General features: G+C 68.1%; 24 protein-coding genes and 1 other RNA gene. 11 read left to right on the top strand and 14 right to left on the bottom strand.

Annotation, left to right across the window (positions count from 1 at the left end):
* The first annotated feature begins 4 nt into the window (after positions 1-4).
* From AC3ITN_RS15750 to AC3ITN_RS15740, 3 genes are all read left to right on the top strand, one after another.
* Positions 5-568 carry an adenylate kinase gene (locus AC3ITN_RS15750; protein ID WP_489391114.1) on the top strand — a complete coding sequence of 188 codons (564 nt, stop codon included), beginning with the start codon at positions 5-7 and terminating at the stop codon, positions 566-568.
* A gap of 376 nt (positions 569-944) precedes the next feature.
* A complete protein-coding gene (mpl, locus tag AC3ITN_RS15745) occupies positions 945-2309 on the top strand; it encodes a UDP-N-acetylmuramate:L-alanyl-gamma-D-glutamyl-meso-diaminopimelate ligase (protein WP_313345791.1) in 1365 nt (454 codons plus the stop codon).
* Positions 2310-2314: 5 nt separating this feature from the next.
* Complete coding sequence (locus AC3ITN_RS15740) at positions 2315-2926, top strand: LON peptidase substrate-binding domain-containing protein (RefSeq protein WP_489391113.1); 612 nt, start codon at positions 2315-2317, stop codon at positions 2924-2926.
* A gap of 94 nt (positions 2927-3020) precedes the next feature.
* Here the strand turns inward: AC3ITN_RS15740 and AC3ITN_RS15735 are convergent, their stop codons facing one another.
* Entirely contained in the window at positions 3021-5012 is a 1992-nt protein-coding gene (locus tag AC3ITN_RS15735) for a bifunctional DedA family/phosphatase PAP2 family protein (RefSeq protein ID WP_489391112.1), read from the bottom strand.
* A gap of 103 nt (positions 5013-5115) precedes the next feature.
* Here AC3ITN_RS15735 and AC3ITN_RS15730 point away from each other — a divergent pair, with 103 nt between their 5' ends.
* From AC3ITN_RS15730 to AC3ITN_RS15720, 3 genes are all read left to right on the top strand, one after another.
* Positions 5116-5778, top strand: coding sequence for a protein kinase family protein (locus AC3ITN_RS15730; protein ID WP_313345797.1), 663 nt, complete (start codon positions 5116-5118; stop codon positions 5776-5778).
* A gap of 94 nt (positions 5779-5872) precedes the next feature.
* Complete coding sequence (locus tag AC3ITN_RS15725) at positions 5873-6688, top strand: SDR family oxidoreductase (protein WP_489391111.1); 816 nt, start codon at positions 5873-5875, stop codon at positions 6686-6688.
* Positions 6689-6764: 76 nt separating this feature from the next.
* Positions 6765-7739: a YiiG family protein gene (locus AC3ITN_RS15720; protein WP_489391110.1), complete on the top strand. Its 975-nt coding sequence runs from the start codon at positions 6765-6767 to the stop codon at positions 7737-7739.
* 57 nt (positions 7740-7796) lie between these two features.
* Here AC3ITN_RS15720 and AC3ITN_RS15715 read toward each other — a convergent pair whose 3' ends face one another.
* A complete protein-coding gene (locus tag AC3ITN_RS15715; RefSeq protein WP_489391109.1) occupies positions 7797-8669 on the bottom strand; it encodes an ion transporter in 873 nt (290 codons plus the stop codon).
* Between the two features lie 64 nt (positions 8670-8733).
* Between AC3ITN_RS15715 and AC3ITN_RS15710 the strand changes: the two genes are divergently transcribed.
* Positions 8734-9963, top strand: a complete 1230-nt coding sequence (locus AC3ITN_RS15710; protein ID WP_489391108.1) for an acetylornithine transaminase — start codon at positions 8734-8736, stop codon at positions 9961-9963.
* A gap of 40 nt (positions 9964-10003) precedes the next feature.
* Here AC3ITN_RS15710 and AC3ITN_RS15705 read toward each other — a convergent pair whose 3' ends face one another.
* Positions 10004-10615: an HAD-IA family hydrolase gene (locus AC3ITN_RS15705; protein ID WP_489392949.1), complete on the bottom strand. Its 612-nt coding sequence runs from the start codon at positions 10613-10615 to the stop codon at positions 10004-10006.
* Between the two features lie 114 nt (positions 10616-10729).
* On the opposite strand from AC3ITN_RS15705, the gene azu reads away from it, so the two are divergent.
* Entirely contained in the window at positions 10730-11188 is a 459-nt protein-coding gene (gene azu, locus AC3ITN_RS15700; RefSeq protein ID WP_313345812.1) for an azurin, read from the top strand.
* A gap of 50 nt (positions 11189-11238) precedes the next feature.
* Here azu and hemL read toward each other — a convergent pair whose 3' ends face one another.
* Positions 11239-12528: a glutamate-1-semialdehyde 2,1-aminomutase gene (gene hemL, locus AC3ITN_RS15695; protein ID WP_489391107.1), complete on the bottom strand. Its 1290-nt coding sequence runs from the start codon at positions 12526-12528 to the stop codon at positions 11239-11241.
* Positions 12525-13169 (bottom strand): thiamine phosphate synthase, encoded by a 645-nt coding sequence (gene thiE, locus AC3ITN_RS15690; RefSeq protein ID WP_489391106.1) that lies wholly within the window; start codon positions 13167-13169, stop codon positions 12525-12527. Before thiE ends, hemL begins: the two co-directional genes overlap by 4 nt.
* A gap of 72 nt (positions 13170-13241) precedes the next feature.
* Here thiE and AC3ITN_RS15685 point away from each other — a divergent pair, with 72 nt between their 5' ends.
* Positions 13242-13430, top strand: a complete 189-nt coding sequence (locus AC3ITN_RS15685) for a rubredoxin (RefSeq protein WP_489391105.1) — start codon at positions 13242-13244, stop codon at positions 13428-13430.
* A gap of 59 nt (positions 13431-13489) precedes the next feature.
* On the opposite strand, the gene AC3ITN_RS15680 is transcribed toward AC3ITN_RS15685, so the two are convergent.
* From AC3ITN_RS15680 to AC3ITN_RS15645, 8 genes are all read right to left on the bottom strand, one after another.
* Positions 13490-14335: a SirB1 family protein gene (locus tag AC3ITN_RS15680; RefSeq protein WP_313345824.1), complete on the bottom strand. Its 846-nt coding sequence runs from the start codon at positions 14333-14335 to the stop codon at positions 13490-13492.
* A 56-nt stretch (positions 14336-14391) separates the two neighbouring features.
* Positions 14392-14847 carry a DUF192 domain-containing protein gene (locus AC3ITN_RS15675; RefSeq protein ID WP_313345826.1) on the bottom strand — a complete coding sequence of 152 codons (456 nt, stop codon included), beginning with the start codon at positions 14845-14847 and terminating at the stop codon, positions 14392-14394.
* A gap of 47 nt (positions 14848-14894) precedes the next feature.
* Positions 14895-15542 carry a ribose-5-phosphate isomerase RpiA gene (rpiA, locus tag AC3ITN_RS15670; RefSeq protein WP_313345829.1) on the bottom strand — a complete coding sequence of 216 codons (648 nt, stop codon included), beginning with the start codon at positions 15540-15542 and terminating at the stop codon, positions 14895-14897.
* Between the two features lie 39 nt (positions 15543-15581).
* Positions 15582-16058 carry an EVE domain-containing protein gene (locus AC3ITN_RS15665; protein ID WP_489391104.1) on the bottom strand — a complete coding sequence of 159 codons (477 nt, stop codon included), beginning with the start codon at positions 16056-16058 and terminating at the stop codon, positions 15582-15584.
* Positions 16055-16669, bottom strand: a complete 615-nt coding sequence (locus AC3ITN_RS15660; protein ID WP_313345835.1) for a 5-formyltetrahydrofolate cyclo-ligase — start codon at positions 16667-16669, stop codon at positions 16055-16057. The genes AC3ITN_RS15665 and AC3ITN_RS15660 overlap by 4 nt, the downstream gene beginning before the upstream one ends.
* A 70-nt stretch (positions 16670-16739) precedes the next feature.
* Positions 16740-16924: non-coding RNA, 6S RNA (ssrS, locus tag AC3ITN_RS15655), on the bottom strand.
* Positions 16925-17026: 102 nt separating this feature from the next.
* Positions 17027-17323, bottom strand: a complete 297-nt coding sequence (locus tag AC3ITN_RS15650; protein ID WP_489391103.1) for a cell division protein ZapA — start codon at positions 17321-17323, stop codon at positions 17027-17029.
* Positions 17320-17541, bottom strand: a complete 222-nt coding sequence (locus tag AC3ITN_RS15645; RefSeq protein ID WP_313345841.1) for a TIGR02449 family protein — start codon at positions 17539-17541, stop codon at positions 17320-17322. The genes AC3ITN_RS15650 and AC3ITN_RS15645 overlap by 4 nt, the downstream gene beginning before the upstream one ends.
* A 152-nt stretch (positions 17542-17693) precedes the next feature.
* Here AC3ITN_RS15645 and AC3ITN_RS15640 point away from each other — a divergent pair, with 152 nt between their 5' ends.
* Positions 17694-18242, top strand: coding sequence for a UPF0149 family protein (locus AC3ITN_RS15640; RefSeq protein WP_489391102.1), 549 nt, complete (start codon positions 17694-17696; stop codon positions 18240-18242).
* 7 nt (positions 18243-18249) lie between these two features.
* A complete protein-coding gene (locus tag AC3ITN_RS15635; RefSeq protein WP_489392948.1) occupies positions 18250-19575 on the top strand; it encodes an aminopeptidase P N-terminal domain-containing protein in 1326 nt (441 codons plus the stop codon).
* 361 nt (positions 19576-19936) lie between these two features.
* Here AC3ITN_RS15635 and pepQ read toward each other — a convergent pair whose 3' ends face one another.
* Positions 19937-21259, bottom strand: a complete 1323-nt coding sequence (gene pepQ / locus AC3ITN_RS15630; protein ID WP_489391101.1) for a Xaa-Pro dipeptidase — start codon at positions 21257-21259, stop codon at positions 19937-19939.
* Between the last annotated feature and the right edge of the window lie 2 nt (positions 21260-21261).

Raw genomic sequence — 21261 nt, 5'->3', positions numbered from 1 at the left:
GTTGATGCGATTGGTTCTGTTGGGACCGCCCGGTTCGGGCAAGGGGACGCAGGCGACGCGCCTGAAGGAACACTTCTCCATTGCGCACATTTCCACCGGTGACCTGCTGCGCGCCGAAGTGGCCGCCGGCACCGAGCTGGGCAAGCAGGCCAAGGCCGTGATGGACGCCGGCAACCTGGTGTCCGACGACATCCTGCTGGGCATGCTCGAGTCGAGGCTGGGCCAGGCCGACGTGGCCAAGGGCTTCATCCTCGATGGTTACCCGCGCAACGTAGCCCAGGCCAACGCGCTGGATACCGTGCTGGCCAAGATCGGCCAGCCGCTGGACGCCGTGGTGCAGCTGGATGTGCCGAGCGAGCTGCTGGTCGAGCGCATTGCCGGCCGTGCGGCCGAGCAGGGCCGCGCCGATGACAGTCCCGAATCCGTGCGCCAGCGCCTGCAGGTCTACACCGACCAGACGGCGCCGGTGGTGGATTTCTATGCGGGTCGCGGCACCCTGGCACGCGTCGATGGCGTGGGCGGGCTGGAAGAAGTGGAAGCGCGCATCCACGCGGCGATCAAGGGCTGAAGCCCTTCAACCTACACACGCACGCCCGGTCCTGTTGGATCCGGGCGTGCGGTGTAAGGCGCCAGCGATCGGGCTTGCTCAGAGCCCCACAATATGAGCCCCCCTGGGGATGGCCTCTTGGGGAGTAGGACCGTCGGGGGTACTGCGGCTGGCGCTGTGAATTGTGTCCGTCTTCACAGTACATCGCTATCGGGGATTCCCTGACAGGGGAGCGGCATCGCATGCGCGCTGTCGCCCCACGGTTCGCTGCGCAAACCATGGGCCCCTTCTTATCAGCCTCCAGACCCCGCCGCTTCGCGGCGGCCCCTGACTCAGGGGGCATGGTGCGCTACAGCCTCATCTCCCCAAGGTGGTGGGCTTTGGGCGACAATCGGGTATGAGCACGATCCACATTCTTGGTATTGCCGGCACCTTCATGGGCGGCGTGGCCGCGTTGGCGCGGGAACTGGGCCATACGGTCCGAGGCAGCGATCAGGCGATCTATCCGCCGATGTCCACCCAGCTTGAACAGCTCGGGATTGCACTGGACCCGGGCTATCGGGCGGACAGCGTTGGCCGCGACTGCGACGAGGTGGTGGTCGGCAATGCGCTGTCGCGCGGCAATCCCGCCGTGGAAGCGGTGCTGGACGCTGGCCAGCGCTACATCTCCGGTGCGCAGTGGCTGTCCGAGCAGGTGTTGCCCGGTCGTGACACGCTGGCCGTGGCCGGAACGCACGGCAAGACCACCACCACCACCATCCTCACCTGGCTGCTGCAGGCGGCCGGCCGTGAGCCTGGCTTCCTGATTGGCGGCGTCGCCGAGGATTTCGGCGTGTCCGCGCGGGTCGGGCAGGGCCGCGAATTCGTCGTCGAGGCCGACGAGTACGACACCGCCTTCTTCGACAAGCGCAGCAAGTTCGTGCACTACCGCCCGTTGGTGGCGATCCTCAACAATCTTGAATACGACCACGCCGACATCTTCCCGGACGTGGCCGCGATCCAGCGCCAGTTCCACCATCTGGTGCGCACCGTGCCCGCGCGCGGTCGCCTGATCGTCAACGGCGAAGACGCGTACCTGGCCGAGGTGCTGGCCATGGGCTGCTGGACGCCGGTGGAACGGTTCGGCTTCGATCCGTCGCTGGAATGGCACGCCGAACTGGTGAATGCCGATGGCAGTGCCTTCATCGTGCATCACCGCGGCGTGGCCCTGGGCGAAGTGCGCTGGTCGCTGCTGGGCCGCCACAACGTGCTCAATGGCCTGGCCGCGCTGGCGGCGGCGCATGCGGTGGGCGTGGACCCGGCCACGGTGATGCCGGCACTGGCCACCTTCCGCAGCGTCAAACGCCGGCTGGAGGTGATCGGTACCGCCGCCGACATCACCGTGTACGACGACTTCGCCCATCACCCCACCGCGATCCGCACCACGCTGGAAGGCCTGCGCGCGAAGGTGGGGGCGCGTCGCATCGTGGTGGCGATGGAGCCGCGCAGCAACTCGATGCGGCTGGGCGCGCATGCCGACGCGCTTGCGCCGTCGCTGGCGCTGGCCGACGCGGTGGTGTTCCTGCACCGCCCCGAGCTGGCCTGGGATGCGGCCGGCGTGATTGCCGCGGTGCGCGGGCAGGCGCATGCCGTCCCCGATACCGACGCGCTGCTTGCACAGCTGGGGCAGGTCGCACAGCCGGGCGACCAGGTGGTGTTCATGTCCAACGGTGGCTTCGACGGCGCGCCGCGTCGCTTCCTGGCCCAGCTGCAGCAGGCCTGATGGCCATGACCGATTCCACCGCCACCCTGCCGTTGTTCCCGCTGCACGCGGTGCTGCTGCCCGGTGCCGCGCTCGGCCTGCGGGTGTTTGAACGCCGCTACCTGGACATGCTGCGCGAGTGCAGCCGGCAGGACATCCCGTTCGGGGTCTGCCTGATCCTGGAAGGCAATGAGGTGGGCGCGCCGGCGACACCGGCGGCGCACGGGGTGGAGGCGCGCATCGATGATTTCGACATGGGCGCCGATGGCGTGCTGGTGCTGCGGCTGCGCGGCCACCGCCGTTTCCATGTGCGCCAGGTGCGGGTCCGCGACAACGGCCTGATCATGGCCGAGGTCGAATGGGCGCTGCCGGACCCTGACGACGAGCTGCGGCCGGAGCATGCGTTGCTGGCCACCGTGCTGGGCCACATCATCGAACAGGCGGGCAGTGCATTCGCTCCGACCCATCCGGCGCAGCTGGACGAGGCGGCGTGGGTGGGCTGGCGGTTGGCCGAGCTGCTGCCGCTGGAAGAATCGCAGCGGCTGCAGCTGCTGCAGCACGACGACCCGCACCAGCGCCTGGACGACCTGCTGCGCTGGATCCCGGCAAACTCGACCCGCATCGACGAAAACTGGTGATGCGCCACCCGGTCGATCAGGACCGGGTCGACCACACCTGCTAAATCACAACCGGGTCGCCCCCCGGTAGATCACGACCGTTGGTCGTGATGCCTCAATATGTCCTGACCCGCAACACCGGCATGCCGGTTTCCGGATGCGTTTCCACCTGCTGCGGCAGCCCCTCCAGCGCATCGCGCACCGCCTTCAGCGACGGATCGATGCCGCGCATCGGCCGCCACATGCCAATCAGGTGGAAGTGCTGCTGGTAGTGCAATGTCTGTGCACTGCCCAGCCACAGCGGTTGGTCGCCGGGCTGCAGCTGCGCGGGCGCCGGCCACAGGCGCAACGCGAAGATCTCGTTGGGGGCATTGCCCGCGCGCAGCAACAGCATCGATTCGACCTGGGTATCCAGCGTAGCGGGCAGTACCGGCACTTCTTCCGGCGTGGCCGACTTGTCCAGCATCAGCAGCGCCTGCTCCCAGCCGGCCTGCGGCTGCACGCGCCAGCCCTGGCTTTCCAGGCGCTGCCGCAGCGGCTCGAGCGGCCCGGCCACCTGCACATCCAGCGGCCAGCGCTGGTCATCGTCGAATTCGTTGCGGCGCGACGGCAGCTCGCGCCACTGCTCGCCCCACCACGCCTGCGCGGCTACATTGACCGGCGCCGGCTGGGCCGGCTCGAACCGCTCCAGCTTCACGGCGATGTTGCGCGGCGCATACCACAGCGCCGCCACGGCGAAGGTGCCGTAGAACAGCCACGAGACCGGCTTGACCCAGAACGAGCGGTTGAAGCGGCGGCGATAGGCGATGCCCAGCACCAGCAGCCAGAAGATGCCGAACAGCATGCCGCCGATCACATCGCTCAGCCAGTGCGCGCCGAGGTACAGGCGGGCAAAGCCGATCAGGCTGACGATGATGCCCGACAGCAGGTACGGCCAGACGCGCGTACGGCCGGGCAGCTCGCGGGCGATCAGCACCGCGAAGAAGCCGAACGTGATGGTGGCCATGGTCACCGACACCGACGGGAAGCCGAAGCCGCTGCTCGCATCCGGCGGGCGCACCACGTGCACGGTGGCACCCAGCAGCTTGGTCAGCGCCAGCCCGAAGGCCAGCGCGGCCAGCCAGTGTGCGGCCGCCATCCAGCGCCGGCGCCAGATCAGGTAGCCCATGGTCACCGCAGTGGCCGGCATCAGCACCTGCCAGGCCCCCAGCGACGCCAGCGCGGCCATCGGGTAGTCGGCCAGCGGATTGCGCAGCGCCAGCATCGCGTCATGTACGGCCAGGTCCAGCGTCAGCGGCTCGCCGTGCGCGACCACCGCCATCAGCAGCGCGAACCAGCACCAGCCGAGCAGCAGCAGCATCAGCGCCAGCATCGCCAGCGGCACCGACTCGCGGCGCTGCGGATCGAAGACGGAGACCGAATAGCGACCCAGGGTGGGATGGCGCTGCGACCAGCGCAGCAGGCTGGCCAGCCAGCTGTCCATGCGTGCGGCCGACCAGCGGTAGCCGTACAGCACGATGGCCCAGACCACGCCCATCACCACGCCGACCAGCGCCAGCACCATGACCAGCCGTCCGGCCACCGCCGCCACGGCGTCGTAGGCCTCGCCGAGCACCCAGCCCGGGGCCAGGAACAGCACGGCCCAGGACAGGCTGGCAATGGCGCTGGCCTGCACGTAGCGCATCGCGGGCATGTCCATCATGCCGGCGATGGCGGGCACGAACGGGCGGATCGCGCCGACGTAACGGGCCACCAGGATGCTCTTGAAGGCATTGCGGCGGAACATCGTTTCGCCACGGTCGAGCAGCTGCGGGTAGCGGCTGAAGGGCCACACCCCGCGCAGCCGGTCACCCCAGCGGCGGCCGATCCAGTAGCTGATGCCGTCGCCGGCGAAGGCGCCCAGCGCCGCGCACGCCACCGCATACGGCCCCGAGATCTGGCCCAGGCCGATGAATACGCCCACTGCGAACAGCAGGGGCAGGGCAGGCACGATGGCGCCCAGCACGATCACCGCATCGCAGAAGGCGATGAGGAAGATGACCGCGCCGGCAAGCACCGGGTGAGCTGAGATCCACGCAAGCGTGGCATCGATCCATGACGAGTCCATCGGTCGATTATAGGGGGAGCAAAGTGACTGACTGCCGGCCAGCGGCGGTCAATGTGCGGCATCTGTCGTCAATGAACGTGATCTGCCGCCTAGAATGGCGACCATGAATCGCCCGCTCCCGCCCGCCGCACACGCCCTGAAGGCCGACAGCTTCGGCCGCATCCTGTTGATGGAGCAGGACGGCCAGCGCTTCGTCCGCCGCGATCTGGGCGCCACGCCGTGGTGGTTGCGGCTGCCGGCGTGGTGGCTGGCCCGGCGCGAAGCGCGCGCGCTGGCGCATCTGGATGGCATGGCCGACACCCCTTCGCTGTTGGCCTGGAACGGCCGCTGGCTGGACCGCAGCTACATGGCCGGCGACGCCATGTACCAGCGCCCGCCGCGCGGCGACCTGGCCTACTTCCGCGCCGCGCGCCGCCTGCTGCAACGCGTGCACCGCCACGGCATCGCGCACAACGACCTGGCCAAGGAGGCCAACTGGCTGGTTCGCGAGGACGGCTCACCGGCGCTGATCGATTTCCAGCTGGCGGTGATCGGCAACCCGCGCTCGCGCTGGATGCGCCTGCTGGCACGGGAAGACCTGCGCCACCTGCTCAAGCACAAGCGCATGTACTGCCGCGAGTCGCTGACCCCGGTCGAGAAGCGCCTGCTCAAGCGGCATTCGTGGGTGCGCGACCTGTGGTTCCGTACGGGCAAGCCGGTGTACCGGTTCGTGACCCGGAAGATCCTGCATTGGGAAGACAACGAGGGGCAGGGGCCGAAGCCGTGATCGGGTGGATCAACCAGCCGGCAGCGCTTCGTTCGGGGGCATGAACGCCTGACGGGCGCGGCATAATGCGTTCCTACGTCCCGAGGAATTCCAGATGGCCAGTCTGCAAGGCAAGACCCTGTTCATTACCGGCGCTTCGCGCGGGATCGGTCTGGCCATCGCCCTGCGCGCGGCGCGCGATGGCGCCAACGTGGCCATCGCGGCGAAGTCCGCGGTGCCCAATCCCAAACTGCCCGGCACCATCCACAGCGCGGCCGAGGCCGTCACCGCTGCGGGCGGCCAGGCGCTGGCGCTGAAGTGCGACATCCGCGAGGAAGACCAGGTACGCGCGGCCGTGGCCGCTGCGGTGGATACCTTTGGCGGCATCGACATCCTGGTCAACAACGCCAGCGCGATCTGGCTGCGCGGTACGCTGGATACGCCGATGAAGCGCTTCGACCTGATGCAGCAGGTCAATTCGCGCGGCAGCTTCCTGTGCGCGCAGGCCTGCCTACCGCACCTGCTGCAGGCGCCCAACCCGCACATCCTGACCCTGGCGCCGCCGCCGAGCCTGGACCCGAAGTGGTGGGCGCCGCACACCGGTTACACGCTGGCCAAGGTGGGCATGAGCTTCGTTACGCTGGGCCTGGCCGCGGAATTCGGGCCGCAGGGCGTGGCGGTCAATGCGCTGTGGCCGCGTACGGTCATCGCTACTGACGCCATCAACATGATTCCAGGCGTGGATATCGGCGGCTGCCGCACGCCGGAGATCCTGGCCGACGCCGCCCACGCGGTGCTCACGCGGGATGCGGCCGGTTTCAGCGGGCAGTTCCTGCTCGATGACGAGGTATTGGCGCAGGCCGGTATCACCGACCTCAGCGGTTATGCGGTGGATCCGTCGCGGCCCTTGCTGCCCGACCTGTTCCTGTGACCTGCGCGCGGCGACCGGCATCGCCGTAGGCTGGTAGAATCACCTCTCTGGAAACGTTTTCAACACGGAGATGTTGATGAAGCACGTGGTATCTGCGGCCGTGCTGGCCGCTTCGATCGCCCTGGCCCTGGCGGCCTGCGGCGACAAATCCCCGGCCAAGGCCGATCCGGCCGCCGCGGCGGCTACCGGGCAGCTGGACGCGCAGCAGTCGTTGACGGTCAAGCTCAATGACTACATCGACTGCTACAACAGCATGGATGCCAACCTGCATCGCGGTATCGCGCTGTATACCGATTGGATCAAGGACGTAAACGTCGGTCCGACCGGGCGCGAATCGCGCGGTTATGGCCCGACGGTGGTGGACGACTTCCGGCTGAAGCAGTGCGACGAGAGCATCGCCCGCGCGCTGGCCGCCGAGCCGACGCTACCGGCACTGGATGCCGCCGCCAAGGACTACCTGGCACAACTGCACGCGATGGCGCCGTTGGCCAAAGACGCGCACGACTATTACGACCGTGAGGATTTCCAGGACGACGGCTTCGCCAAGGGCAAGCAGATGCATCCGCCGCTGATGGCCGCGCTGACCGCCTTCGTCACGGCCAGCGAGACCTTCAGTGACGCGCTGGAGAAGCAGAACGACCAGGCCCAGCGCGAGCAGCTGGCTGCGTTGGAGAAGGCCGAAGGGCGCACGATGGAGTTCTATCGCCTGTCGATGATGCTCGAAGCCAAGACGCTGGTGGAGACGATGGGCGAGGATGGCTTCGACGTGGCCGAAGGCGCCGAGCGGGTTGCGGCGTTCAACGCGATCTCCGACGAGGCGCATGCCAAGGTCAAGCCGGCGCAGAACGACACCAAGTGGTCCACGTTCGAGATGTCGGCCGAGCAGTTCCGTCGCGAGAGCAAGGAACGGCTGGCGCGCGTGCGTGACAAGACCCCGTACAGCAAGCTGGAAACCCAGTGGCTGGATCACCCGACCCTGGCCCCCAGCGGCTCGCCGCTGAGGCTGTTGAACAGGTACAACGACCTCGTCCAACGCAGCAACCTGCTGTAAGCCTATCGCGCAGACACGCGCGGCGTGTCCCTACGCACCACCCATTGCGTAGGGCGTTCATTGGTTGAACGTCTCCGGCAACCCATGCCCACACCGCCGGCAATGCTTCGCATCCGGCTCATGCCCTTCCAGGCCGCACTTCGGGCAGCCGCGCGCATCGCGGCGCGCGGCCAGATCGGCATCGCGCATGGTGCTGGCCAGTTCGGCGGTATAGATGCCGGTGGGCACGGCGATGATGCTGTAGCCGATCAGGATCAGCACCGAGGTGACGAAACGGCCCAGCACGGTCTGCGGCACGATGTCGCCGAAGCCCACCGTGGCCATGGTCACCACGGCCCAGTACATGCTGCTGGGGATGCTGGTGAAGCCGTGGTTGGGACCCTCGATCACGTACATCAGGGTACCGGCGATGATCGTGATGGTGATCACTGTGAACAGGAACAGCAGGATCTTGCGCCGGCTGCGCCACAGCGACTCCATCAGCACGCCGCTTTCTTCGATGTAGCGGGTCAGCTTGAGGATGCGGAACACACGCAGGATGCGCAGCGCGCGCACCACCAGCAGGCTCTGCGCGCCGGGAATGAACAGCGACAGGTAGGTGGGCAGGATCGAGGCCACGTCGATGATGCCCCAGATGCTGAAGGCATACCGGAGCGGGCGCTTGACCACCGCCAGGCGCAGCACGTATTCGGCGGTGAACAGCAGCGTGAAGCCCCACTCGACCACGTACAGCCAGTCGGCATGTTCGATGTGGAAGCGCTGCACGCTGTCGAACATCACCACCAGCACGCTGGCGATGATGGCGTAGACCAGCAGCAGGTCGAAGTTGCGCGACGGCCGGGTGTCGTGGCGGTAGATGATGTCGAACCAGGTCCGGCGCCAGCCGGTCTCGGTGGCGGGATTGAGCTGGGGGGCACGGAAGGGTTGCATGGGCCGCATTGTGCCCCAGCCGGTGGAGGGGGAGAATGGACGCTTTCCCGGACCCCTGACCGCCATGACCGCCGCTGCCTCCGACCCGCTCCTGTCCTTGTCGCATTACTACCTGCCGGTCTACAAGCCGCGCCAGGTGGTGCTCGAACGCGGCCAGGGCGCCCGCGTCTGGGACAACCAGGGGCGCGAGTTCATCGACCTGGCCGCCGGCATCGCGGTGTGTGGCCTGGGCCACAACGATCCGGATCTGACGGCGGCGCTGATCGAGCAGGCCGGCAAGCTGTGGCACACCAGCAATGTGTTCTACAGCGAACCGCCGCTGCGCCTGGCCGAAGAGCTGGTGACCAGCTCGCGTTTCGCCGAGCGCGTGTTCCTGTGCAATTCCGGCGCCGAAGCCAATGAAGTGGCGATCAAGCTGGTGCGCAAGTGGGCATCCTCGCAGGGGCGCCCGGCGCACCAGCGCGTGATCGTCACCTTCCGCGGCAGCTTCCACGGCCGCACCCTGGCGGCGGTGACGGCCACTGCCCAGCCGAAATACCAGGAAGGCTACGAGCCGCTGCCCGGTGGCTTCCGCTACGTGGACTTCAACGACGAGGTGCAGCTGGAAACGGCGATGGCCGCCGGCGATGTGGCCGCGGTGATGCTGGAGCCGATCCAGGGCGAGGGCGGGGTGATGCCGGCCAAGCCGGGCTTCATGAAGCGCATCCGCGAGCTGTGCGACCAGCACAACGCGCTGATGGTGCTCGACGAGATCCAGGTCGGCATGGGCCGCACCGGCACGCTGTTCGCGCACTGGCAGGATGAGATCAAGCCGGACATCGTGACCCTGGCCAAGGCACTGGGCGGCGGCTTCCCGATCGGCGCGATGCTGGCCGGCCCCAAGGTCGCCGAGACCATGCAGTTCGGCGCGCACGGCACCACCTTCGGCGGCAACCCCCTGGCGGCCGCGGTGGCCCGGGTGGCGCTGCGCAAGCTGTCCTCGCCGGAGATCGCGCGCAACGTGAGCCGCCAGTCGCAGGCGTTGCGCGATGGGCTGGCGAAGATCAATGACGAGTTCAAGGTGTTCAGCCAGGTCCGCGGTCGTGGCCTGATGCTGGGCGCGGTGCTGGACAAGGACTTCGCCGGGCAGGCCGGCGCGATCCTGGATCATGCTGCCGAGCAGGGTCTGCTGACGTTGCAGGCGGGCCCGGATGTACTGCGCTTCGTGCCTGCGTTGAACATCACCGATGAAGAGATCGCGGAAGGGCTGAAGCGGCTTCGCGCGGCGGTGCAGTCGTTTATTGCGTCTCGCTGAGAAGGGCGTGGCGGTTGCGCAGGCGGGGTACCACCCACCCTCACGCCAACGCGTAGCGGCGCAGCACCTTCCCCACGCTGCGGCTGTCGCGCGCGGTTTCGGCGTGCAGGCCTGCCTGCCGTGCACCGCGCACGTTGACGAACAGGTCATCCACGAACAGGGTATGGCCGGGCCGTGCGCCCAGCCGTTCAATCGCCTGCAGATAGATCGCTGGATGGGGCTTGCGCCCACCCAGCTCGCCGCTGCACAGGATACGTCCCGCCAGCATCGGGGCCAGGCTGGGCAGGATGCGCGGTATCGTCTGCGCCATCAGTCCGCCATTGTTGGTGAGGATCGCGATCGGCAGGGTGCGTGCGATCTGCTGCACGCGCTCGATCACGCCTTCCTGCGGTGGTGACGCTGCAATCCGCGCCTGCTGCCACTGCGCCACGCTGACCGGCACGCCCAGGGCTTCGCCCAGCCGCTGCAGGTACACCGCGCTGTCCAGCCCGGCGTCGTGCTCCTGCTCCAGGCCACTGTCGAACAACGCGGCGTGCACCTCCGCCGACGTGCGCCCGCAGGCAGCGGCCAGATGGCGCACGCGCAGCTGCCGGGCGTAGTTGACCAGCACGCCATCGAAATCCAGCAGCAGGCAGTCCAGGGCGACCGGCATTGATGAGCTCACGGGCAGCGCGATGGTCTACGGTAACGCAGTGCTGCCCTGCGCTGCGACATCCCGTCGCACGTCACCTGCGCCGACGCTGTCTAGAATCGCTGCGACCGCTTGATGGAGAACGCTGTGAAACTGCTTGCCCCCGTGTTGCTCGCCGGCCTGATGCTTGCCCCTGTCGCGCATGCCCGTGTGTGTGCGGTCAGCGTCGACAGCACCGACCAGATGCGCTTCAGCCAGAAGGAGATCAAGGTCGCGGCCGACTGCAGCCAGGTGAAGCTGACCCTGCGCCATACCGGCACGCTGGCGGCCACGGCGATGGGCCACAACTGGGTGCTGACGAAGACCACGGACTACCCACCGGTGGCGATGGCCGGCATGCGCATGACGCTGGCCGACAGCTACCTGCCGAAGAAGGACGCGCGCGTCCTGGCCCACACCGCCGTGATCGGTGGCGGCCAGAGCACCAGCGTGACCTTCGCGACGGCCGCGCTGCGCAAGGGCGGCGACTACACCTTCTTCTGCTCGTTCCCCGGCCATTTCGCATTGATGAAAGGCCGCTTTGTCTTCGGGTGAAACCCGGAGACAAAGCGGCCGGTAGGTAACGACCGCAAACCCGCTTGCCGTTACCCCTTGGCCACCTTGAACGCTTCGCGTGCGGCTTCAAGGGTCGCGTCGATCACGCTGTCGTCGTGTGCGCTGGACAGGAAGCCGGCCTCGTACGCGGACGGCGCCAGGAACACGCCGCGCTCCAGCATCGCGTGGAAGAAGCGGTTGAACGCGGCGGTGTCGCAGGCGATGGCCTGCGCGTAGGTGTCCACCTTCTGGTCGGTGAAGAACAGCCCGAACATCGCGCCGACCTGGTTGGTGGTCACCGCCACGCCCGCCTCGGCGGCAGCGGCTTCCAGCCCGGCGCACAGGCGCGCGGCGGCGGCCGACAGCCGGTCGTGGAACCCCGGTTCCTGCACCAGTTCCAGCATCGCCAGGCCCGCGGCCATCGCCACCGGGTTGCCGCTGAGCGTGCCGGCCTGGTAGATCGGGCCGGCCGGGGAGATCTGCGACATCAGATCGCGGCGCCCGCCATAGGCACCCACCGGCATGCCGCCGCCGATGATCTTGCCGAAGGTGGTCAGGTCCGGGGTGATGCCGTAGTGGGCCTGCGCACCGCCCAGGGCAACGCGGAAGCCGGTCATCACTTCGTCGAAGATCAGCAGCGTGCCGTGCTGGGTGCACAGCGCGCGCAGGTGCTCCAGGTAGCCCTCGCGCGGCGGAATGCAGTTGGCGTTGCCCACCACCGGCTCGATGATCAGGCCGGCAATGTCCGCGCCCTGTTCGGCGAACAGCGCGGTGGCCGCGTCGAAGTCGTTGTAGGGCAGGGTCAGGGTGAGCTCGCTCAGGCCGACCGGTACGCCCGGCGAGGTGGGCACGCCCAGGGTCAGCATGCCGCTGCCGGCCTTGACCAGGAACGAATCGCCGTGGCCGTGGTAGCAGCCCTCGAACTTGACGATGCAGCTGCGGCCGGTGGCGCCGCGCGCGAGCCGGATGGCCGACAGGGTGGCCTCGGTGCCGGAGTTCACCATGCGCACCATCTCGCACGACGGGACCAGCCGGGTGAGGGTCTCGGCCATGGTCACTTCGGCCGCGCACGGCGCACCGAACGACAGCCCGTTGTTGATCGCATGCTTGACCGCCTGGCGCACGGTCGGGTGGTTGTGGCCGACGATCATCGGGCCCCAGGAGCCGACGTAGTCGATGTAGCGGTTGCCGTCGACGTCATACAGGTACGCACCGTCGGCGCGCTCGACGAAGAAGGGCTCGCCGCCCACCGACTTGAACGCGCGCACCGGCGAATTGACGCCGCCGGGCAGCAGCGCCTGGGCGCGGGTGAACAGGGCGTGGGACTGGTCGTGGTTCATGCGGAAGGATCCTGGAAGCAAGCGAGATAGGCGCGCTGGGCGGCGAGCGGGTCGGCCGCGGCGAAGACGCCGCCGACCACGGCCACCAGATCGGCGCCAGCGGCGATGATCGGGCCTGCATTGTCCGGCGTCAGGCCACCGATCGCCACCCGCGGTACGCCCAGTGCGGCGCTGTGCCGCAGCAGGTCCGGCGTGGCACGGCTGCGGGTGACCTTGGTGGTGGTGGGGAAGAAGGCGCCGAACGCCACATAGCTGGCTCCGGCGGCGATGGCCCGCTCGGCGTTGGCCAGCTGGTCATAGCAGGACGCACCGATGATGGCGGTCGGGCCGAGCAGGGCGCGCGCGTCGCCGATGTCGCCATCGGTTCCGCCCAGATGCACGCCGGCAGCGCCGACCGCCTGGGCCAGCACGGCATCGTCGTTGATGATCAACGGCACGCCATGCCCGGCGCACAGCGCCTGCAGGGCGATGGCCTGCTCGCGGCGCAGGCCGGCGTCGGCGGTCTTGTTGCGGTACTGCAGCCACGTCGTTCCGGCCAGCAGCGAGGCCACGCGGGCCAGCAGGCGGGCGGTGTCCGCGTCGTCGGGGGTGATCAGGTACAGGCCGCGCGGGCGGGCGGCGGGGGAAGCGGGGGCATTCATGGATGGCTACCGGTAGGGCGGCGGGAGTGGGACAATGACCATTCACCGTACTGTCCAGCCGCTGATTATCCGATGACCGACGCCACCGCCACCACCTTCCGCACCTGGATGTGCGTTGTCTGCGGCTTCATCTACCACGAGGTGGATGGCTTGCCCGAAGAGGGCATCGCGCCGGGCACCCGCTGGGACGACGTCCCGGAGACCTGGACCTGCCCGGACTGCGGCGTGACCAAGGACGATTTCGAGATGGTCGAGATCTGAAGCGCCGCCGGCGATCCCCGCGCGGTATCCCCGTCACCACCGCGCAGGTCGAACCCCGCTCAATGCAGACGCGGCAGGCGCCCGCCCAGTTCCACCAGTTTTTCGCGTACCCACTGCGCGTCGGTGGCCTGCCCATTGCGCTGCAGGTACAGGCGCAGGTCGCGGTGCGCGCCGGCCTGGTAGTCCAGTTGCAGGTAGGCCAGGCCGCGGTCGCGCAGGGCGTCGTCCTGTTCGGGGGCGAGCTTGAGCAGGCGGTCGGCGCTGCGTGCGGCGCGGTCCCATTCACCGCGCTCCACGTACACGCCGTGCAGGTTGCGCAGCATCCGCATCAGGATCGCGCGGGCCGGGGCGGCATCCAGGATCTGTGCCAGCACCTGGTCGTCAGGCACCTCGCCACCCAGGTGCGAACGCGCACGCTCGCGCAGTTCCTCCACGTCCAGCGGGCGCCCGCCGTTGAACGGGTCCATCACCAGCATCCCGTCGTCGACCGGCAGCCGCACCAGGAAATGGCCGGGGAATGACACACCGTCCAGCGGAATGCCCAGCCGCCGGGCCACTTCCATCTGCACCATCGCCAGCGAGATCGGGTTGCCCAGGCGGCGCTCGAACACCTGGTTGAGGTAGCTGTTGCGCGGGTCGTAGTACTCGCCGTGGTCGCCGCCGTAGCCCAGTTCGTCGAACAGGTGGCGGTTGACGGCGGCAATCTTCAGCGGCCAGGGCTCGATCGTGTCCACCTCCGTGCGGAGGTGGTCGGCATGGCTCTGGACCAGCGCGTCATACACCTGCGGGTCCAGGTCGGGGTACTCGTCCTGCGCGATCAGCAGCGCGGTCGGCAACAGCGGCAGCGCCTCGTCGTCCAGTTCGGCCAGGGAGTCCCACGCCGGCAATGTCATTCGCGCCTGCATGGGCACAGACTGGCGACAAATGCGCCGCGATTCAAGCGTCGTCGTGTGAAGCCGGCTCAGGGCCGATCGGCGATCCCCGGGCCGAAGGTGACAACGGCGCCGTCCTGCAGGCCCAGCTTCTCGGCCTGCCCGGCATTGAGCTCCAGCACGTACCGCGCCGGGCCACTGCTGGGGTAGGGCGGGCAGCGATCGCCGGCCGAGCACGGCGGCACGTCGCGCTGCTGGCTGACCAGGCGGCGCTGGTCGTCGAAATACAGGATGTCCAGGGCGATCTTGGTGTTCTTCATCCAGTACGCCTGCAGTTCCTGGCGGTCGTGCAGGAACAGCATGCCGTGGTCGGCCGGCATCTCGTCGCGGAACATCAGCCCGCGCGCGCGGGTTTCGTCATTGGTGGCCAGTTCGACCTGGTAGCGGGCACCGCCCAGTTCCACCCAATGGCTGGCGCCGGCACTGGCGCAGCCGGACAGGGTGAGCAGCAACAGCAGCGGCAGCAGCAGACGCATGAAGGGCATACGTAATCCTCGCGGTTGGGCCGGCACGGGCGTGCCGGCCAGGGCAATCAGAACACCTGGGGCGGTTCGCCGCCCACAATCACCACATCGGCCGGGCGCCGCGCGAACAGGCCCACGCAGACCACGCCGGGCAGCTGGTTGAGCTCGCGCTCCAGCGCGACCGGATCGGTGATCTGCAGGTGGTGGATGTCCAGGATGGCGTTGCCGTTGTCGGTCACCACGCCTTCGCGCCAGGCCGGCTGGCCGCCGGTCATGTCCATGATGCGGCGGGCGACCAGGCTGCGTGCCATCGGAATGACTTCCACCGGCAGCGGGAAGCGGCCCAGCACCGGCACGCGCTTGCTAGGGTCGATGATGCACACGAAGCGCTCGCTGGCCTCGGCGATGATCTTCTCGCGGGTGAGCGCGGCGCCGCCGCCCTTGATCAGGCACTTGTTGCCGTCGCACTCATCGGCACCGTCCACATACAGCGACAGGTTGCCGGTGTGGTTCAGTTCAAGCACCTCGATGCCGTGCTGCTTCAGCCGCGCGGTGCTCTGTTCCGAGCTGGACACGGCGCCCTTGATGCGGTGCTGGATGCGGGCCAGGCCGTCGATGAAGTAGGCCACGGTGGATCCGGTGCCGACGCCGACGATCATGCCGTCTTCAACGTATTCCAGGGCTTTTTCTGCGGCCAGGCGCTTGGCTTCGGACATGGCGGGACACTCTCTATGGCAATGGTGAAGAGAAAGGGGTCAGTGCTTTTCCAGCGACAGCAGCAGCTTCCACTGCGCCGCGGTCACCGGCAGGATCGACAGCCGGTTGCCGCGCGCGATCAAGGGGAAGCCCTCGCCCAGCGCGTCGGCATGCAGCTTGATTTCGTCCAGCGAAATGGTGTCGCGCAGCTTGCGCTCGAAGGCCACGTCCACCAGCAGCCAGCGCGGCGTTTCGCGGGTGGCCTTGGGGTCGTGGTAGTCGGAGGTGGGGTCGAACTGGGTTTCGTCCGGATAGGCCTCGGTGGCTACCGTGGCCACGCCGACGATGCCCGGCACCTTGGTGTTGGAGTGGTAGAACAACACGCCGTCGCCGACCTTCATGCCGTCGCGCATGAAGTTGCGCGCCTGGTAGTTGCGCACGCCGTTCCAGGGCTCCTGGCCTACGCGCTTCAGGTCATCGATGGAAAAGGCGTCCGGTTCGGACTTCATCAGCCAGTAACGCTTGCGTGCGGTCATGCGGGATCTGTCGTGGTGGGTACCGGCCGGGGGCCGGTACGCGGAAACTGGGTGAACGTCTCGGTGCAGATCGCATCCACACCCACGTCCCACGGTTGCACCGGCAGGTCGTCGACCTGCTGCAGTGCGAAGCCGGCCCCCACCAGCCACGGTGGCGCCGGGCGCTGGTGGCGGAAGGCGAAGCTGCGATCATACCAGCCGCCTCCCATGCCCAGCCGCCGGCACTGCGCGTCGAAGCCCACCAGCGGTGCCACCACCAGCGCCATCTGCTCGGGCGACAGGGTGTCGTCCAGCGCAAGGTCGGGTTCGGGAATGCCGAAGCGGTTGGCGGTCAGCGGCTGGCCCGGGCGCCACGGCGCAAAGCGCAGCGTGTCGCCGGCCAGCACGGGCAGGCAGTAGGTGGCGGTGTCGGGCAGGCGCATCTGCCAGCGGTGCAGGGCGATCTCGCCATCCAGCGCCCAATACCCGGCCACGTGGCCGTGCGATGGCGCGAATGGCAGTGCAAGCAGTGCATCGGCGAGCTGTTCGGCGGCGGCCAGGCGCTGCGCGGCGGGAATGTCTCGGCGGCGTTGGCGCAGCTGCTGGCGCAGTGCGGAGCGCGGGTCGGTCATGCCTGGGTCCGTTGGGGCCGGATAAAACAAGAGCGACGTCCCGATGGAACGTCGCTCTTGCAGGAATACTGCATTCTCCGCGGTGACGATGCGTGCGAAACGACCTTGAACCCGGGGTTCAAGTGGGTACGCTGGGACTCCATCGGGCTTCCCGCTACAAGGCGGACTTGCACTCCCGGCGCCGTCGCGCACCCGTGGTCGTAATTAAGGGACAAGGCGAATGTTTGCACACGCCGTCGTTCACAGCAGAGAACGCACGGCCATTATAGCCAACCGCGTCCCGAGCGATAGGCCGTTCGTCGGTCGGATTGCAGGTGAATTCAGATCGATGAAGACTGCGTATGCAGCGTCGGCGCGTCACGCGCCATCAATGGCACGATCCAGCCGCCGGTTCAGGTCGGCCAGCGTCTGCTGCAGGGCCACCGCCTGGCGCGCGTGTTCATCGCGCAGCTGCTGCAGTTCATGTGCCAGGTTCAGCGCGGCCAGCACGGCCACGCGGTCCACGGCCGCCATGCGGTTGTTTCCGCGGATCTCGCGCATCTTGGCGTCGAGCAGGCGGGCGGCGGCGGTCAGGCTTTCGCGTTCCTCGGCGCCCACGCCCACGGTGTACTCACGATCCAGGATACGGACACTGACCGGTTCGGTCTGGCTCATGTGTGCTGCTCCAGGGATTTGAGCCGGGTGATCATCGCTTCCACCCGGGAGCGGGCCTGTTCGTTCTTGGCCAGCAGCTGTGAGCGCTCGGCGACCAGCTGCTCCTGCTGATGGCGCAGGCTGCGGTTCTCCTCGGCCAGGCGCTGGTTCCGGTCCAGCAACGCCTCCACCCGGGCGGCGAAGGCCTGCAATTGGGTAATGGCGTCGAGGGGTTCCATGTCCGGCACGATAGGCAAGGGCGGTGGAGGCGGTCAAGCGAATAATAAGCAGGGGCGTCCGCCATCCGGCTGCCACCAGCGGATTGGTACACTGTGACGCTGCCAACCCGGGGTCGCCGGCTGCGCTGGCGCCCCACCTGATCGAGCCCAAGATGACCGAACTTCCCAGTGTTGACGACGTAAACCAGGCCAGCCAGGCATCGGGCCTGGGCGCCAATGCCGCTGAGCTCCACGGCGGCCTGTGCGGCTGGCTGTCCGCTGGCGGCGCGCCGGTGCGTGAATGGCCGGCACGGGTGCTGGCCGATGACAACCTGCCCACGCCCGTCGAAGGCGATGCGCTGGACCGCCTGCTGCATGCCAGCGTGGCACAGCTGGAAGACCGCGACTTCGCCTTCGAACTGCTGCTGACCGATGCCGGCGATACCGCTGCGCAGGCCGATGCGCTGTTCACCTGGGCGCGCGCGTTCCTGGGCGGTTTCGGCCTGGGCGCGGGCCGAAACCGCCCGACGCTGTCCGAGGAAGGCGACGAAGCCCTCAACGACCTGGCCAAGCTGGCCCAGGCATCGAGCGAGGACTTCGAAAGCGGCAACGATGACGACGAGGATGCGCTGGCCGAGATCGAGGAGTTCATCCGCGTGGCCGTGCTGATCCTGCACGGTGACGGCGTGATGGCGGCGCGTCATCGTCAACGCCTGAATTGAAATGTATATCCAGCCGCTGACCGGCATTTCCGCTGCCGAGTACGCGCGTCGTCGCCAGCAGTTGATGGAGATGGCCGGCGATGACGCCATCCTGGTGCTGCCGGCCGCCTCCGAGCGTGTGCGCAGCCTGGATACGCACTATCCGTTCCGCCAGGACTCGGACTTCTGGTACCTGAGCGGCTTTCCGGAGCCGGATGCGGTGCTGGTGCTGATCCCGGGCCGCCGGCATGGCGAGGTGATCCTGTTCTGCCGCGAGCGCGATGCCGACCGCGAAGCCTGGGACGGTGCGCGCGCGGGCCAGGAAGGGGCGGTGGCGCGGTACGGAATGGATGATGCCTACCCGATCGACGACCTGGACGACATCCTGCCCGGGCTGCTCGAAGGCCGGTCGCGGGTGTACTACCACTTCGGTCGTGACGCGGACTTCGACCTCAAGCTGATTGGCTGGGTCAACCGGGTGCGCGCGCAGGTTCGCCATGGGGCGCAGCCACCGCATGAGTTCCTGGAGCTGGGCCACCTGCTGCACGAGCAGCGGCTGTTCAAGTCCGAGGCGGAAATCGCGTTGATGCAGCGCGCCGCCGACATCACGGTGCAGGCCCACCGCGTGGCGATGCGGGTGGCGCGGCCGGGTATCCACGAATACGAGCTGCAGGCCGACCTGGAGCGCGAATTCCGCGCCAACGATGCGTGGGCCGCGTACGGCAGCATTGTCGGCGCGGGCGCCAACGGCTGCATCCTGCATTACCGCGACAACAACGCACGCAGCCGTGATGGCGACCTGGTGCTGATCGACGCCGGTGCGGAATACCGCGGTTACGCCAGCGACATCACCCGCACGTTCCCGGTCAACGGCCGCTTCACCGCCGAGCAGCGCATCCTGCACGATCTGGTTGGCGCGGCGCAGGCGGCCGCGCTGGCGCAGGCGCGCCCGGGGGTGCCGTACGAGGCCGGGCACCTGGCAGCGGTGCAGACGCTTACCGAAGGGCTGCTGCAGCTGGGCCTGCTCAAGGGCAGCCTGGAGGAAAACATCGCCGAGGCGCATTACCAGCGCTTCTACCGGCACAAAACCGGCCATTGGCTGGGCCTGGACGTGCACGACGTAGGCGACTACCGCTTGGCCGGCGACTCGCGCCTGCTGGAGCCGGGCATGGTGTTCACCATTGAACCGGGCCTGTACATCAGCGCCGACGACCGCAGCGTGGAAGCGCGTTGGCGCGGCATCGGCATCCGCACCGAAGACGACGTGGTGATCACCGACAGCGGCCACCACGTGCTGACGGCTGCGCTGGCACGAAGTGCCGACGAAATCGAAGAAGAAATGGCGAGCCGCTGAGCGCCGTGCCGGCCGCTGGCCGGCTCCACGCAATGTTCGATTCCATGGCGTAGTGCCGGCCGCTGGCCGGCTCCACGCAATGTTCGATTCCATGGCGTAGTGCCGGCCGCTGGCCGGCTCCACGCAATGTTCGATTCCATGAGGAGCCGGCCAGCGGCCGGCACTATTGCGGCATGTTCGATTCCATGAGGAGCCGGCCAGCGGCCGGCACTACCGCGGCATGTTCGATTCCATGAAGAGCCGGCCAGCGGCCGGCACTACCGCGGCATGTTCGATTCCATGAAGAGCCGGCCAGCGGCCGGCACTACTGCGGCAGTGTTCGATTCCATGAGGAGCCGGCCAGCGGCCGGCACTACGGGGGTCATCTGGCAAATTCCGGGCGGGTCAGGTTGTCGGCATCGCCGTCGGTGCACAGCACTTCGTCTTCGATGCGGATGCCACCGTAGGGGCGGAAGAAGTCCACGCGGCTCCAGTCGATGCTCTCGGCCTGGCCACGCTGCTTCACTTCGTCCAGCAGCATGTCGATGAAGTAGAGGCCCGGCTCGATGGTGACCACCATGCCCGGCTCCAGCACGCGGGTCAGGCGCAGGTAGGGGTGGCCCTGCGGGCGCTCGACCCGGCCGCCGCGGTCGCTGGCGGCGAAGCCGGCCACGTCGTGCACCTGCAGGCCGATCAGATGGCCCAGGCCGTGCGGGAAGAACGCCGCGCTGACGCCGGTGGCCACTGCGGCCTCGGGCGAGACCCTGAGCACGCCGACGTCCTTCAGGATGCCCATCAGCGACAGGTGCGCGTCGACGTGCAGCTGCTTGTAGTCCACGCCCGCGCGCACGCCTGCGCCCATCTGCTGCTGGGCGGCATCCACCGCGTCGATCATCGCCTGGAATTCGTCATGTCCGGTGGCGGCATAGGTACGCGTGATGTCGCTGGCATAGCCCAGCGCGCTGGCGCCCGCATCGATCAGGAAGCTGCGCAGCGGCTGCGGCGCCGTGCGGCCCAGGTCGGTGTAGTGCAGCACGGCCGCGTGTTCGTTGAGCCCGATGATGTTGCCGTACGGCAGCTCATTGGCATCCTGCCCGACCGCGCTGCAGTAGGCCATGTGGATCTCGAACTCACTGGCCCCGGCGCGGAACGCCGCTTCGGCCGCACGGTGGCCGCGCACGCCCAGGCGCTGGGCCTGGCGCATCAGCGCGATCTCGTATGGCGTCTTGTACGCGCGGTGCCAATCCAGGTAATGCAGGACCGGCTCGGGATTGTTGGGGATGAACGCGCCCAGCGCGCTCTGCGGCTCACCCAGGATCGCGCACCGCGCAGCGTGGGCCGGCAGCAGTGCCAGCGCCTGGTCCGGCGTGCGGATGATCTCGATGTCGACGTGCTCCACCCACCAGCCATTGGGCGCGTCGGGCACCACGTGCCAGTAGTCGAACGGCTGGTGGAAGATCACCTTCGGGCGCTGGCCCGGGGTGTATACCAGCCAGCTGTTGGGCACCTTGGTCAGCGGCAGCCAGGCCTTGAAGTGGGGATTCACCGCGTACGGGTAATCGCGGTCGTCGAAGGCCTGGTAGTGCAGGGTGCCGCTCGGAATGACCAGGTGGTCGAATCCGCCGCGCGCCAGCGCCTCGTCGGCGCGCTGGCAGAGCACGCTGAGATGGTGGGAATACAGGGCGGCGAGGTCGGGCTGGTTCATCG

It is taken from the genome of Stenotrophomonas sp. KH_036_B (genome assembly GCF_057839485.1).
This window is presented reverse-complemented; position numbering and strand designations above follow the sequence as displayed.